At 57.5% G+C, this 15,265-nt stretch carries 13 protein-coding genes; 4 read left to right on the top strand and 9 right to left on the bottom strand.

The window, feature by feature from the left end; translation table 11 throughout:
• The first annotated feature begins 19 nt into the window (after nt 1–19).
• Nucleotides 20–1,801 carry a glycerophosphodiester phosphodiesterase family protein gene (locus FIV08_RS07655; RefSeq protein ID WP_061330956.1) on the top strand — a complete coding sequence of 594 codons (1,782 nt, stop codon included), beginning with the start codon at nt 20–22 and terminating at the stop codon, nt 1,799–1,801.
• Between the two features lie 23 nt (nt 1,802–1,824).
• Here the strand turns inward: FIV08_RS07655 and FIV08_RS07650 are convergent, their stop codons facing one another.
• On the bottom strand, nt 1,825–2,595 hold the full coding sequence (locus FIV08_RS07650) for a ferredoxin--NADP reductase (protein WP_061330955.1): 771 nt from the start codon (nt 2,593–2,595) through the stop codon (nt 1,825–1,827).
• A 221-nt stretch (nt 2,596–2,816) separates the two neighbouring features.
• Here FIV08_RS07650 and FIV08_RS07645 point away from each other — a divergent pair, with 221 nt between their 5' ends.
• Nucleotides 2,817–3,605: a universal stress protein gene (locus FIV08_RS07645; RefSeq protein ID WP_061330954.1), complete on the top strand. Its 789-nt coding sequence runs from the start codon at nt 2,817–2,819 to the stop codon at nt 3,603–3,605.
• Between the two features lie 90 nt (nt 3,606–3,695).
• Entirely contained in the window at nt 3,696–4,574 is an 879-nt protein-coding gene (locus FIV08_RS07640) for a LysR family transcriptional regulator (protein WP_061330953.1), read from the top strand.
• Between the two features lie 52 nt (nt 4,575–4,626).
• Here FIV08_RS07640 and FIV08_RS07635 read toward each other — a convergent pair whose 3' ends face one another.
• Nucleotides 4,627–5,235, bottom strand: coding sequence for a tRNA-(ms[2]io[6]A)-hydroxylase (locus FIV08_RS07635; protein ID WP_072678239.1), 609 nt, complete (start codon nt 5,233–5,235; stop codon nt 4,627–4,629).
• Nucleotides 5,236–5,495: 260 nt separating this feature from the next.
• Here FIV08_RS07635 and FIV08_RS07630 point away from each other — a divergent pair, with 260 nt between their 5' ends.
• The gene (locus tag FIV08_RS07630; protein WP_152439612.1) at nt 5,496–8,090 is read left to right on the top strand and encodes a bifunctional aconitate hydratase 2/2-methylisocitrate dehydratase; all 2,595 of its coding nucleotides are present in this window, start codon (nt 5,496–5,498) and stop codon (nt 8,088–8,090) included.
• Between the two features lie 301 nt (nt 8,091–8,391).
• Here FIV08_RS07630 and putP read toward each other — a convergent pair whose 3' ends face one another.
• The 7 genes from putP to acpP form a co-directional block, all read right to left on the bottom strand.
• Complete coding sequence (putP, locus tag FIV08_RS07625) at nt 8,392–9,882, bottom strand: sodium/proline symporter PutP (RefSeq protein WP_138436473.1); 1,491 nt, start codon at nt 9,880–9,882, stop codon at nt 8,392–8,394.
• Between the two features lie 301 nt (nt 9,883–10,183).
• Complete coding sequence (locus FIV08_RS07620) at nt 10,184–10,963, bottom strand: AraC family transcriptional regulator (RefSeq protein ID WP_152437904.1); 780 nt, start codon at nt 10,961–10,963, stop codon at nt 10,184–10,186.
• 98 nt (nt 10,964–11,061) lie between these two features.
• Entirely contained in the window at nt 11,062–11,703 is a 642-nt protein-coding gene (gene tmk / locus FIV08_RS07615; protein ID WP_152439611.1) for a dTMP kinase, read from the bottom strand.
• Entirely contained in the window at nt 11,703–12,764 is a 1,062-nt protein-coding gene (gene mltG, locus FIV08_RS07610; RefSeq protein WP_172972257.1) for an endolytic transglycosylase MltG, read from the bottom strand. The genes tmk and mltG overlap by 1 nt, the downstream gene beginning before the upstream one ends.
• Before the next feature lie 5 nt (nt 12,765–12,769).
• Nucleotides 12,770–13,588 carry an aminodeoxychorismate lyase gene (pabC, locus tag FIV08_RS07605; RefSeq protein ID WP_152437903.1) on the bottom strand — a complete coding sequence of 273 codons (819 nt, stop codon included), beginning with the start codon at nt 13,586–13,588 and terminating at the stop codon, nt 12,770–12,772.
• A gap of 7 nt (nt 13,589–13,595) precedes the next feature.
• The gene (fabF, locus tag FIV08_RS07600; protein ID WP_152437902.1) at nt 13,596–14,843 is read right to left on the bottom strand and encodes a beta-ketoacyl-ACP synthase II; all 1,248 of its coding nucleotides are present in this window, start codon (nt 14,841–14,843) and stop codon (nt 13,596–13,598) included.
• Nucleotides 14,844–14,968: 125 nt separating this feature from the next.
• Entirely contained in the window at nt 14,969–15,202 is a 234-nt protein-coding gene (acpP, locus tag FIV08_RS07595; protein ID WP_008938713.1) for an acyl carrier protein, read from the bottom strand.
• Nucleotides 15,203–15,265: the final 63 nt, after the last annotated feature.

Here is a 15,265-nt window from a genome sequence, read left to right as displayed (position 1 = left end):
ACCCCTGCTAAGACAAGGCTTGGCCCTGTTCCGCCACCATCATCGGTCATTGCTTGCGCTCTACCTGACCTTCACCGGTTTATCCATCGCGGTATTTACACCGCTGATTACTGCCGCGGTGTCTCTGCTCAGGCCACTCACCGGTGACGCGGCCATCACAACCGGTGGCCTGCTGGACTTTCTGGCATCGCCGGGCGGCGTGCTCTGGCTGCTGGTAACCCTGTTACTTGCAGCGGTACTGATCGTCCTCCAACTGGCCGGGGTTACTTTGATCGCCGCCCAGACTGGCAATCACACCTCGAGGGCAGCCATCCGTGCCTTGGTGGGGATTGGTCGGCGCTTGCCGCAACTGGCTCTACTGGCCATCATTCAAACCCTGGCGCATTTGTTGATTGCCTTGCCATTTCTGGCGGCCATGGGCTTCGCCGCACATCTGTTGCTCAACAACTTCGACCCTTACCTGCTAAACCTTGAGCGCCCACCGATTCTCTGGTGGTTCCTTGGCTTCTGTCTGGTCATGCTGGGTGCCATTGTGGTGGCCAACGGCACCCTGTTTCTCCGCTGGATTCTTTCCATCCCGGCCCTGATGCTGGACCAACAAACACCGATGGCGGCCCTTCAACAGAGTGCCCGCGACACCCGCGGCGCTCATCGCGAAACGGTCGGTCTCCTGTCGCTTGGTATTGTCGCGGTGCTGGCCATGCCGGCCGTGGTAACGCTGGTGTTTGATTTGCTGGCGGCCAGTGTGTTCAGGGTTGTGCCAGCGAAAGCCAGTATCCTCTTGCCCGTGGTTATCCTGTTGGTGGGGAGCTACCTTCTCGTCAGTCTTGCCCTTACCTTCCTGGCCAGCTCGGCACTGGGCACCCTCATCGTCGCCCGCTACAAAGCAATACCCGGGCGCAAGCTGCAATGGCAGCAGCCGTCTCCGGACCGACAGGATGCAAAAACCGGGCGCCGGCTTTGGCTGCTCGAGGTCGTGATCATCGCGCTGGTACTGACCCAAAGCGTTCAAGTGGTCAACTCGCTGAACCAGCAAGACAAAGCGACCATAACGGCCCACCGTGGCAGCGCCTTCAAAGCTCCGGAAAATACTCTCAGCGCCATACACCAAGCTGTAGAGGACGGTGCCGACTACGTTGAAATTGATGTCCAACTGACCGCAGACGGCGTACCAGTGCTCTGGCACGACCAGGATATGGCGAGGATATTCGGAAAGCCGGAACGGATTGGCGATGTCCGGTATGACGACATCCATCATCTGGATGCCGGCTCATGGTTTGGTGATCACTTTGCCCATGAGCGTATCGCAACGCTGGAGCAAGCGGTCAAGGCCACCCGTGGCCAGGCCCGACTGTTTGTTGACCTGAAACCGAACCGCAACGAGCGGGCACTGGTAACCGCCGTTGTCCAGACCCTGCAAGAAAATAATGCCGTGGAAGGCACTATCATTGCAGCAGCTGACTGGCCCAGCCTGGAACTGGCAAAGCAAATGGAACCGGGCCTGAAAACCGCGTTGCTGGCACAGTTCGTGGTAGGCCCCTTGTGGCAGGATCGTTACGACATTCTGGCGCTGCGCCTGAACCGGGCCACCCCGGCAGCGGTCGCCAGGGCGCACAAGGCGGGCAATGAGCTGCATGTGTGGACTGTCAATCAACCGTCCGACATGGCGCGCTTTCTGGATATGGGCGTCGATAACATCATTACCGACCGCCCGGATGTGCTGGCTGAGCTGATGGCAGAGCGCGCGGCGCTCAGCGATGGTGAGCGCCTGGCAATGCAGATCCGCAACTGGCTGAGGTAGACCGCAGCAGGCCCAAAGGCGGTTTACTGCTCCACAAACGCCCGTTCAATAACGTAGTGGCCCATGTCGCCGCCGCGAGCCTCACGGAAGCCCATGTTATTGAGAATGCTGCAGGTGTCCTTGAGCATGCTCGGGCTGCCGCAAATCATAAAGCGATCCTGCTCCACATCAAAATCGGGCAAACCGAGATCACGGGTGATCTTGCCAGTCTCCATGGCATCGGTCAGGCGACCCTGGTTGCGGAAGGGCTCACGGGTGACCGTCGGGTAGTACAGCAATTTGCCGTGCACCATCTCACCGAAAAACTCGTTTTCCGGCAGGTCCTGGATATCCTGCTGGTAAGCCAGCTCAGACACATACCGTACCCCGTGGGTCAGGATGACCTTGTCGTAGGCTTCATACACCTCAGGGTCTTTGATAATACTCATGAACGGCGCAAGCCCGGTGCCGGTGCTGATCAGCCAGAGGTTGCGTCCCGGCAACAGGTTATCCAGCACCAGGGTGCCGGTGGGCTTACGACTGACCAGAATTTCATCCCCCACCTGAATCTTCTGCAGTCGTGACGTCAGTGGGCCGTCCGGAACCTTGATCGAGAAAAACTCAAGCTCTTCCTCATAGTTGGCGCTGGCGATACTGTAGGCCCGCATAAGCGGCTTGCCGTCTGTTTCCAGACCAATCATGACAAAGTGCCCGTTCTTGAAACGGAACCCCGGGTCCCGGCTGGTCTTGAAACTGAACAGAGTATCGTTCCAGTGGTGAACGCTGGTGACCGTTTCTTTCATCAGATTACTCATGGCAGCCTCGTTGTTGCGACTTCATACAGGTTATATGGGAATTCAATGGGTAAAGTTTAACCCGACAGGTTAAATCGACAAAACAGGCAATACTCATATATGTGTTCGATTTTATAGATATACATCGATAACAAACTGACCGGGGTCATGGTCTTCAGGTTACTCCTGAACTAGCCTGAAAGAAATTGGTCCCAGAACAAACAACCACCAGGGAGAACACCATGCTCGATCACCTGATTCTGACCGTGGACTACACCAAGGAATGGGAACAGGCTATGGAACAGCTGCCAGCTTTGCTCAAACTCCTGGGCACCCGGAAGATTACGCTCACCTATGTCCTGCAGACCCATAAACGACTGCATCCGGACGACACCGAAGGCTCGGCTACAGAACGGTTACGGAGGATCGGGGAACACCTCAAGAACAGCCTGGGCATAGAAACCGCCACCCACGTTTCCAAGGGTTTTGTTGCCCAGGAAGTCCAGGCTCTGGCCAAGAAACTCAACGCCGACGGCGTCGTAGCGTGCAACCGCAGCCATCGGGCAGCCAAGGAACTGTTCTTCGGAAACACCGCCCTGAACCTCGCCCGAATGACCAAAGTTCCGCTCTTGATCATTCCGGTCCAGGACGAGCCACCGGCGGCCGAAGAGGAGATTTTGCTGGCCACCGATGGATCAAAGGCGTCATTCAATGCCCAGGCAGTCTTTGAAAAGCTCATGGCCAACCAGCGCACCGGGCGCGTGGTATGGGCACATTCCGAGGAGCCGGAACAATCTGATGAAGCCACGGAACAGAGGATCAATGAACTGGCAGAGCGTCACCCAAACGTACACCGGAATATCCTGACCGGCCGGCCGGTGGACCAGATCCTGAAAACCATCAATGACACCCGCCCCCTGTTGACCATTATGGGGAAACGGGGCTCAACACCCATTCAGGAGATCATGATCGGCAGTACCACGGAACATGTGGCGGCCGGCAGCCCCTACCCGGTACTGATGATCCCCTGAACCGGCCATCACGGTTGTGTTGGCGGCAGTGACCGGCTAACGTATCGATCAGACAGGACATTTTCTTTCATCTATCCGACCTGGTCGATTATGAAGTACAGCTTCCGCCAACTCGAGGTCTTCCTCGCCGCCGCCCATTTCCAGAACATCACCCGGGCGGCGGAATCCCTTGCCATGTCGCAATCCGCGGCCAGCAGTGCCCTCAAGGAGCTGGAATCCCAGTTCGATATCCAGCTGTTTGACCGGGTGGGCAAACGGCTGCAACTGAACGAGCTGGGCCGACTGTATCGGCCGAAAGCCGAAGCCCTGCTGGCTCAGGCGAGGGAGCTGGAACAGGCCTTCAGCAAACACTCCGAGGTCGGCGCTCTGAAAGTGGGTGCCACACTCACTATCGGCAATTACCTGGCGGTAGGCGTGATGGCCGAGTACATGAGCTCGCCAAACCACCCGAAAGTCTCTCTGGAAGTTGCCAACACCAGCACCATTGCAAGACGGGTTCGAGACTTTGAACTCGATATCGGTTTGATCGAGGGCGAACTGCAGGCGTCGGAGCTGGAAGTGATTCCCTGGCGAGAAGACCGGCTGGTGGCCTTCTGCTCCCCTGACCACCCGCTGGCCGGCAAGGGCGAACTGACCGACGACGATCTGCGCGCCGCCACCTGGATTCTCCGGGAACAGGGCTCCGGCACCCGCCAGAGCTTCGAACGGGGCATGCACGGGCTACTGCCAGACCTGAACGTGCTACTGGAACTGGAACACACCGAGGCCATCAAGCGGGCAGTAGAAGCCAACCTGGGCATCGGCTGCCTGTCAGAGGTGGTCCTGGCCGACGCCTTCAAACGCGGCAGCCTGGTGCCCCTGGCCATCCCTCACCGCCAGTTCGACCGGCACTTCTACTTCATCCTGCACAAGCAGAAATACCGAAGTGCGGGGATTGCCCGGTGGATGACGCTGTGTGAGGAGCTTTAGAGATTTCTTTCTCTTTTGTCCGTGAGCGTCTGTGAATGTCCGTGGCGAAGAGTCAGTAAGCGAGAGGCCCACTGTGAAACCGGAATTCCGTATCCGGCTCTTCAATCAGCTTCTGCTCGATGGCCATAAACTCCGCCACCCGATCTTGCACCGGGCCACCGTTGGCCCGCTGCGCCAGTACCAGATAATCCTGGTAATGCCGCGCTTCAGATTTCAGCAAACTGTTGTAGAACTCCGCCAGCTTGTCATCAAGGTGCGGCGCCAGGGCGGCAAAGCGTTCACAGGATCTCGCCTCGATGATGGCGCCTACAATCAACACATCCACCAAGCGGCCAGGGTCATCCTTGCGAACGGCTTCACGCAGGCCTGCAGCGTAACGGGCCGGCGAAAGATGTGAATAAATCACCCCCCGCTTCTTCATGATCGCCAGCACCTGCTCAAAATGCCGCAACTCCTCCCGGGCCAGGCGGGACATCTTGTTGAGCAGATCGGTGTTGTCCACATAGCGGTACATCAGGCTCAGCGCGGTGGAGGCCGCTTTCTTCTCGCAGTGGGCGTGGTCAATCAGCATCACATCCTGATTGGCCAGCGCATTCTCAATCCACTGTACCGGCGTGCGGCAGGGCAAAAATTCGTGTATCTCTTTCAGGGCGTCATTCATGGCTTCAGCAGCAGTCTGATTCATCAAGCACGGCAGTATAGCGCAGCTAGCAGATCTCTCCGACCTCTGTCCAACTTAACTTTATAAGGGGTTTCCTATAGAATGCAGCGCCAGATCAAGGAGTCTCTGAATAAATCCTGAAACCCCATCGGTGATTTGAGGCGTTATTCAGAGGCTCCTGCGGCCTTTTCGCCAAAAAACCTCCCGCCAGGCAAGCTTGCCTCCGGCGCGGGACATTCCAACTGATGAGGGTCCATATCGTGTTAGAAGCCTACCGTGAACACGTTGCCGAACGTGAAGCCCTGGGTATCCCACCCAAGCCCCTGAACCCCGAGCAGACTGCTGGTCTGATCGAGCTGCTGAAAAACCCGCCGGCCGGCGAAGAAGCCACCCTGGTTGACCTGTTGGAAAACCGCGTACCACCGGGCGTGGACGAAGCAGCTTACGTTAAAGCTGCGTTCCTGACCGCGATTGTTAAGGGTGAAGCAACGTCTCCTCTGATCGACAAAAAGAAAGCTGTGCAGCTGCTGGGCATGATGCAGGGCGGCTACAACATCGCGACTCTGGTTGACCTTCTGGACGACAGCGAACTGGCCGAGCTGGCCGGTGAAGAACTCAAGCACACCCTGCTGATGTTCGACGCCTTCAACGACGTTAAAGAAAAGATGGACGCTGGCAACGCCGTTGCCAAGTCTGTGGTTGAGTCCTGGGCCAACGCCGAGTGGTTCACCAAGAAGAACAAGGTTCCCGAAAGCACCAAGATGGTGGTGTTCAAGGTGACTGGCGAAACCAACACCGACGACCTGTCTCCGGCTCCGGATGCCTGGTCCCGTCCGGACATCCCGCTGCATGCCCGCGCCGCTTACAAGATGGAGCGCGACGGCCTGAAGCCCGAAGAGCCCGGCGTAACCGGCCCGATGAGCCAGATCGACGAAATCAAATCCCGCGGCCTGCCGGTTGCTTTCGTCGGTGACGTAGTCGGTACCGGCTCTTCCCGTAAGTCTGCCACCAACTCCGTACTGTGGTTCTTCGGCGAAGACATCCCGGGCGTGCCGAACAAGCGTGCCGGCGGTGTGTGTATCGGTAACAAGGTTGCCCCGATCTTCTTCAACACCATGGAAGACGCTGGCGCCCTGGTATTCGAAGCACCGGTCGACAACATGAACATGGGCGATGTGATTGAAATCCGCCCGTACGAAGGCAAGATCCTGAACGAAGCCGGTGAAACCATCTCCGAGTTCAAGTTCAAGTCTGACGTGATCCTGGACGAAGTTCAGGCTGGCGGCCGTATCCCGCTGATCATCGGCCGTGGCCTGACCGCCAAGGCCCGTACCGCACTGGGCATGGGCGCAACTGATCTGTTCCGTCTGCCAAAAGATCCGGAAGCCGGCACCAAGGGCTTCACCCTGGGCCAGAAGATGGTCGGCAAGGCCTGCGGTCTGGATGAAGGCCAGGGCGTGCGCCCGGGCACCTACTGTGAGCCGCACATGACCACCGTAGGCTCCCAGGACACCACCGGCCCGATGACCCGTGACGAGCTGAAAGACCTGGCATGTCTGGGCTTCCAGGCTGACCTGGTGATGCAGTCGTTCTGTCACACCGCCGCTTATCCGAAGCCGGTAGACGTAGAAATGCAGCACACCATGCCGGACTTCATCCGCACCCGTGGCGGTGTATCCCTGCGTCCGGGCGACGGTATCATCCACTCCTGGCTGAACCGCATGCTGCTGCCCGACACCGTAGGTACTGGCGGTGACTCCCACACCCGTTTCCCGATGGGCATCTCCTTCCCGGCCGGCTCTGGCCTGGTTGCGTTTGCTGCTGCCACCGGCGTTATGCCGCTGGATATGCCGGAATCGGTTCTGGTTCGCTTCAAAGGCGAAATGCAGCCGGGCATCACCCTGCGTGACCTGGTACACGCCATTCCGCTATACGGCATCAAGCAAGGCATGCTGACTGTTGAGAAGAAGGGCAAGATCAACGAATTCTCCGGTCGTATCCTGGAAATCGAAGGCCTGGAGCACCTGACCGTTGAGCAGGCGTTCGAACTGTCTGACGCTTCCGCTGAGCGCTCTGCAGCCGGTTGTACCATCAACCTGTCTGAAGAGTCTGTTGCCGAGTACCTGCGCTCCAACATCACCATGCTGCGCTGGATGATTGCCGAAGGTTACGGCGATCCGCGCACCCTGGAGCGTCGTGCCCAGCAGATGGAAGAATGGCTAGCTGATCCGAAGCTGATGCGTGCTGATAAAGACGCAGAGTACGCTCACGTGGTTGAGATCGATCTGGCCGACATCAAAGAGCCGATCGTTTGCTGCCCGAACGATCCGGACGATGCCAAGTTCCTGTCCGAAGTGGCTGGCGACAAGGTAGACGAAGTGTTCATCGGCTCCTGCATGACCAACATCGGTCACTTCCGTGCCGCCGGCAAACTGCTTGAGCAGCACAAAGGCCCCTTGAGCACCCGTCTGTGGATGTCTCCGCCCACCAAGATGGACCAGGCCCAGTTGATGGAGGAAGGCTACTTCAACACTTACGGCACTGCCGGTGTTCGCACCGAAATGCCGGGCTGCTCCCTGTGCATGGGTAACCAGGCACGTGTAGCGCCGAAGTCGACTGTTCTGTCCACCTCTACCCGTAACTTCCCGAACCGCCTGGGTGATGGTGCCAACGTGTACCTGACCTCTGCGGAACTGGCAGCTGTGGGCGCGGTACTGGGCAAACTCCCGACTCCGGCGGAGTACATGGAGTACGCCAAGGACCTGAACAGCATGTCCAAAGAGATCTACAAGTATCTCAACTTCGACCAGATGGACGAGTACACCAAGAAGGCGTCTGAGGCTTCTGTAGCCTGAGACCTTCTGAGGTAGCTTACCTCTGATCTGAAAACGCCAGCCTTCGGGCTGGCGTTTTTTTATGTCTCTAGTTTGGAATTGGCTGCCTCTGGGGTTCAGGTTTCGGAGTGAGCTGGCCCCGAGGTGGGGGAGTCTTTTCTTCCGGGAAAAACAACTCGCTTCGCTCAGACATCTTTTTCCCTGCAGAAAAGACTCCCCCACCCCGCCGCCAGCGCTGAACCATGTGCAGTTTTCAGGTACAAAAAAAGGGCTCCCCGCAGGGAGCCCTTATCAGATCACTGAATAGTATCAGTGACTGCTGTTACCGCTCGATATGCTGGTACTCTCCAGCATCGCTGGTAGCCAGGGTGACTACTACGATAGCGATGAACGCAGCGATGAAGCCTGGGATGATTTCATAGACGCCCGGGCCACCCATGAAGCTGCCGTTCCAGCCCAGAGCAATCCACGCCATTACCGTGACAGCACCCACGATCAGACCAGCAAGTGCACCGGCCCCGTTGGTACGTGACCAGGTCAGGCCGAGAATGATCAGCGGGCCGAAGGCGGCACCAAAGCCTGCCCAGGCGTTACTGACCAACGCCAGAACCTGAGAGTTGGGATCAGAAGCAATGAGCGCTGCAACCAGACCCACCGCAACAACACAGGCACGGCCGATGTTCACACACTCCTTGTCGGAAGCCTCTTTACGCAGGAACAGGCGGTAGAAATCCTCGGTCAGGGATGAGGAAGCCACCAACAGCTGACTGGAGATGGTACTCATAACCGCTGCCAGCAGAGCCGCATACAGGAAACCGGTGATCAACGGGTGGAACAGCAGGTCCGCCAGGATGATGAAAATGGTTTCCGGGTCAGCCACGTCCATACCGTTCCGGATAGCGTAAGCGCGACCGAAAACGCCCAGGGAGATAGCGCCAATCAGTGAGATGGCCATCCAGGACATGCCGATGTTACGGGCCACAGACACTTCGTGCACGGTACGGATTGCCATGAAACGCACAATGATGTGCGGCTGGCCGAAGTAACCCAGACCCCAGGCTACCGCTGAGAGCCAGCCAATCAGTGTCAATCCTTCGGTCCACGATAGCAACGTCGGATCAACGCTGTTCAGGGTTTGAGACGCCTGAGCGAAACCGCCGCCGCCTTCACCGAACAATACCACTGCAGGCATCAACACCAGAGCCAGCATCATGATGCAGCCCTGTACAAAGTCGGTCATGCTCACCGCGAGGAAACCACCAACCACGGTGTACGCCAGAACGACACCGAGGGTGATCACGATACCTACGCCATAGTCGCTCAAACCGCCGAAGTTGAAGATGCCGGAAAAAGCACTTTCAAACAGCTTGCCGCCTGCAACCAGACCAGATGCCGTGTAGACCGCAAAGAATACAACGATAACAATCGCCGATACCGTGCGTAGCGGCAGCGCCTTGGTCGGAAAACGGTTGGCCAGGAAGGCCGGAATAGTCAGGGCGTTACCGTAGTGAACGGTTTGTTCACGCAACCTGGGTGCAACAATCACCCAGTTGATAAACGCACCCACAAACAGGCCGATACCGATCCAGGCGTCCGCCAGGCCGGTAACAAACAACGCCCCGGGCAAGCCCAGAAGCAGCCAGCCACTCATGTCGGAAGCACCGGCCGACAAAGCCGCTACTTTTGGGCTGAGCCCACGTCCACCCAACATATAATCTTCAGCTGTCGCCGAGGCTTTCCGCATGGCGTAAACGCCAATGCCGATCATAATCGCAAAATACGCAAATAGACTGATCCAAACGCCAATAGCCATAAGGCTCCTCCGGTTTATTGAGTCGGACTGAGTCCGCTCTTAAGGCACAGGTACCACATCACTGTTGGTTGACTGGCCGTTGTTCTTGTTTACCCAAAATCCATCCGAATTGGAGCGAGGCAAGCCCCCGCACAGCCACTCCTTCACTATAGTTATTATTCACACCTTTACGACCAGGATTGCCGAGCAAAAAGTGCGATTCTACAGATGCATTAAGTTAGTATTACTACGGACCTACGGCTTACAAAATCCTACGATTCTTTTGCATAATCCTACGGGACTACCGAATTTACCGCCCAGTTCAGGCAACACTTTCATTAATCTGCAATCTGGAGGGTGTTGTGCCCTTGTATTTGCGCAACGCATTGGTCAAGGCACTCTGGGAGGAGAACCCGGTTCGGTAGCTTATTTCCGACACCGAGAGAGACGATGATGCGAGCAGGTGAGCGGCCTGCTCAAGGCGGGTCTGCAGCAGAAACTGATGAGGGGTTATGCCCGCCACCTCCCGAAAAACCTCATGGAATCGACTGACACTGAGGCACGCCTCACTGGCCATTTCCTCGACAGTAATTTTTCGATGCAGGTTGGCCAGGATATAACGTCGGATCACCTCTGGGCTGATGCTTGCCCGGCTGGAAGACTGGACCTGACGGTCCACAATGCGGTCCGCCATGCAGTAAAGAATACTCGAAGCCAGATGCTGCTGCAGGGTGAGGTTGTCTGGCGCGCGGTCAAATTCACCGGCGGTAAACTGGACCAGCCCCTGTAACCGGCTGTCCATCTGCAGGGTGCGCGGCTTCTCGAAAAACCGCATCATCCGTTCGTAATCAGCATGGGCAGGGGTATTGATCGCGGGGGTCAGTGGGTCAAGATTGATCACCAGAACGTGGTTCTGGTCGTCGCCACAGTAGTCGTGACTTGCCTCAGTGGGTACAACACAGGCCTTCCAGGTATCCAGGTGAGCCCCGGTGCCACTGACGCTCAACTCAGCCTCTCCCCTCACCCCGATCACAATCTGGTGGTGTTCGTGCCGATGCTGGTGAGCGGCGATGGGAAGCTTGAGAAGTTTCGCGTTGAGCATTAATGCTGCCGGCCGTTAACTGAGAATGTACATCAATTAAAGCAGAACATTACAAAAAGTGCACGAAATCGACGCAACTATGGCCGTACTCCGGTTAATCAGGCGGATTCCGCCATTTTAACCAGGGCAGCCAACAACGCCGACACACTGGCCGATACCTGCTCCAGCGGCAATGCTGCATTGACCACATGGTAGTTGCCAGGCATCGCCGTAGCCCGCGCCAGGTAGGTATCGCGAATGCGCTGGAAAAAGGCCAGGGTTTCCTGTTCAAATCGGTCGAGCTCTCCCCGCTTTTTCGCCCGGGCCATACCGGTTTCCACGGGCGCATCCAGCAGGATGACGTGGTCTGGCCGTACCTCACCCTGAACCAGGGTTTCCAGCAACGCGATACGCTCGGCGGGCACACCCCGGCCGCCGCCCTGATAGGCAAAGGTGGCATCGGTGAAGCGGTCGCACAGTACCCACTGCCCCTTGTCGAGGGCCGGAAGAATCCGGTTATGCAGGTGCTGGGCCCTCGCTGCGAACATCAACAGCAATTCTGTGGTTTCATGAACCGGCTCCTCCCGGGGCGACAACAACAACTCCCGGATGTTTTCCGCCATAGGCGTGCCACCGGGCTCTCGGGTAACGATAAAATCGATGCCAAGGTCCTTGAGGGAGTTCGCAGCGTTTTCCAGCTGTGTGGATTTGCCAACGCCCTCGGTGCCTTCGAAGGTAATAAAACGGCCTCTGTTGTGCATCATTCTTCCCGGCTGTTGTTCAAAGTTCCCGGTGCCGGAAACGAGCGGTAGCCCTCACGGCGATTCAACTGATACTCCCTGACCGCCTTCTGGTGCTCCGCCAGGGTTCGGGAGAACTTGTGGCTACCATCACCACGGGCAACAAAGTAGAGGGTATCGCCGTCCTCCGGATGCAAAGCGGCGTGCACAGAGTCCCGCCCGGGCAGCGCAATCGGTGTGGGCGGAAGACCGTTGATTCGGTAAGTGTTATAGGGGGTGTAGGTCTGAAGGTCGCTGCGGCGAATACGCCCCTGGTACTGGTCCCCCATGCCGTAGATAACGGTGGGATCGGTCTGCAGCCGCATTCCTTTTTGCAGTCGCCGCACAAACACGCCCGCCACTTCCCCACGCTCCCAGGGCACACCAGTTTCCCGCTCAACAATAGAAGCCATGATCAAGGCTTCATAAGGGGTATCGTAGGGCAAACCTTCGGCCCGGCTCTGCCATTCTTCCTCAAGCACGCTCACCATACGATTGTGGGCACGCTTGAGAATATCCAGGTCAGACTCACTGGAGCTGAACATGTAGGTATCCGGAAAAAACCAGCCTTCAGGATGCTGATCTTCCGCGCCAACCGCCGCCATGACCTGTTCATCAGTCCAGTCACTGGTGACCTTTTTGAGCCGCTCAGAACGCGCCAGCGCAGCACGCATGTCGCGGAACGTCCAGCCTTCGATAAACTGGACCGACCAAAGCTTTACCTTACCTTCGACCATGGCGTCTACCATGGCAACCGGTGTCATGCCGGGCAAGAATTCATAGTCACCCGCCTTGATCCTGGTCTGGTCCGGATAGAGGCGGCCATAGAGCCTGAGCCAGAGCGCATCCGACACATAGCCTTCATTCTCCAGCTGCCGTGCCACCCGGCTGAACCCTGTGCCTGCCGGCACGTTAAACAGCACCGGCTCGCCCAGTGCGACGGGTTGCTTCAGGGTTTGCAAACCCTGCCAGGCCCACAAGCCACCGCCGGCAGCAGCGAGCACGAATACAGCAACAACAACGATCAGTAACTTCTTGAACACGCGAATCAATCCAGTCTTGCCGGTGAACCAACGATTGTCGCAAGTCGCTGGTCAACAGGCAAATCGTGCCCGGCCAGATTGCGAACCGGCACCACCCCGACAACACTGTTGCTGAGCCAAAGCCCCTGACAGCTGCCACCCAACAGTGTATCGAGCGTCAGCGGCATCTCCCGGAATTCGTGGCCGGCAATTCTCAGCCGGTCAAGCACGTAACGACGCATCACACCGGCAACCGCCAGGGTTGAGGCAGGCGGTGTCAGCCATACGTCTTCAAACAGCATGAACAGATTGGTCCGGGTGCCTTCCACCACATGGCCATCACGATTGCTCATCAGCACTTCAAAGACATCCCCTTGAAGCTCCCTGGCCGCCATCACCTGCTCAAGTCGGTTCAACGACTTGATCCCGGCCAGAAGCGGGTTCACTGTCAGCGGAACACGGGAGAAATCGGCCACCACACCTTCCGGCCCGGGAACATTGGGGAAAGCGGAATGGGACACAATGAGAGACGGCTTCATGCGTGGCTCCGGGCGGTAGCCCCGCCCACCCGAACCACGGGTCAGGGTCAGTTTGAGCACCCAGTTCAAGGACGGATACAGGCCGGAATACCGTTCCAGAGCGCGGGTGCAGGCTGCTTCAAGTTCCGGGCGCGCCACCGGGATGGCAAGCCGGCCGGCATCCCGGACCAACCGGTCAAGATGATAACCCAACAGGCTGGCCCTACCGCCCATGATGGCAATGGTCTCGAACAGACCATCGCCATAGGCAAGGCCCCGGTCTCCCGGTGGAACACCACCGTCTTCGGCCCAATACAGATCAAACACGGTAGGGTCAGTCTTCGTAACGACTTACAATCAGCGTACCGTTGGTGCCGCCAAAACCGAACGAATTCGACAAAGCAATCCGGACGTCCGCCTCTCGGCTCTTGTGCGGCACCAAGTCCAGATCACAGCCCTCGTCTGGCTCGTCCAGATTGATGGTCGGCGGCAAAACCCCGTCGCGCACGGCCAGTATCGAGAAAATCGCTTCGACAGCGCCAGCGGCCCCCAGCAAATGGCCGGTCATGGACTTGGTGCTGCTCATAGCAAGCTTGTGTGCGTGCGCACCAAACACCGCCTTGACCGCAGCCACTTCCGCTACATCCCCGACCTGGGTGGAGGTGCCGTGGGCATTGATGTAGTCAACCTGCTCAGGTTGCAGACCCGCGTCACGGATAGCGTTGACCATGGACCGGCCGGCACCCTCGCCACTGGCGGGTGGCGCCGTGATGTGATGAGCATCATCGCTCATGCCAAAACCGATCACCTCGCCATAGATGGTGGCTCCGCGAGCCCGAGCATGCTCCAGCTCTTCCAGCACGACCACCCCGGCACCGTCACTCAATACGAAACCATCACGGCCTTTATCCCAGGGACGGCTGGCTTTTTCCGGCTCATCGTTACGGGTCGATAAAGCACGGGCCGACGAAAAGGCCGCCACGCCAGAGCGGGTTGTCGCCATTTCCGAGCCACCAGCCAGCATGACATCCGCATCGCCATAGGCGATGGTTCGGGCAGCGTAGCCAATATTATGGGTACCTGTGGTGCAGGCGGTGACAATGGCAATATTCGGCCCCTTGTACCCAAAGCGAATGGCAGCATTGCCAGAGATCATGTTGATAACCGAGGCGGGCACAAAAAACGGAGACACCTTACGGGGGCCGGATTTCTCCATCTGGATCACGTTCTTCTCGATGTACTCCAGGCCACCGATGCCGGATCCGATAGCAATACCAACCCGTTCCTTGTCGAGATCGCCAAACTGCTCCAGGCCACTGTCGTCCACCGCCTGCTGGGCAGCAATGAGTCCGTAGTGGATAAAGGCATCCAGTTTGCGCGCTTCCTTGCTGGACAGATAGGGTTCAATATCAAGATCCTTTATTGCCCCTCCAATCCGGGTGCCGTAGTCAGATGCATCAAACCGATCAATCAGCCCGATACCGCTGCGCCCTGCCCGGATGGCCGCCCATGACGACTGTACATCATTCCCCACCGGAGAAAGCATTCCCATGCCCGTGACAACAACCCGTCGTTTACTCATAACCCTGTTCACCCGATTATTCCGTGTAACATCCAAACACTGAGACTTTCGTTCCACCAATAAAAAAGCCGTCCTTCATCAACCCCAAAGGACGGCTTTAGCCTGGCTATCTGATCAGCAGAGTATCAGGTGTGCGCGACGATGTAGTCGATCGCGTCCTGAACCGTGCCCAGCTTTTCGGCCTCTTCATCAGGAATTTCAGTCTCGAATTCCTCTTCCAGGGCCATAACCAGCTCAACAGTGTCCAGTGAGTCAGCGCCAAGATCCTCTACAAAAGAAGATGTGTTCTGAACCTCGGACTCTTTCACGCCCAGCTGTTCACAAACAATCTTCTTAACGCGCTCTTCAACTGTACTCATAATGTCCTCACTTTATGTGTCAACCAAGCAACTCTATGGCTGCCAGTTTAGTTTAAACCCTAC

This window comes from Marinobacter sp. THAF197a (assembly GCF_009363275.1).
Classification (GTDB): Bacteria; Pseudomonadota; Gammaproteobacteria; order Pseudomonadales; family Oleiphilaceae; genus Marinobacter.
Note: the sequence above shows the minus strand (reverse complement) of the source record. Positions and strands in the feature narration are given on the sequence as shown.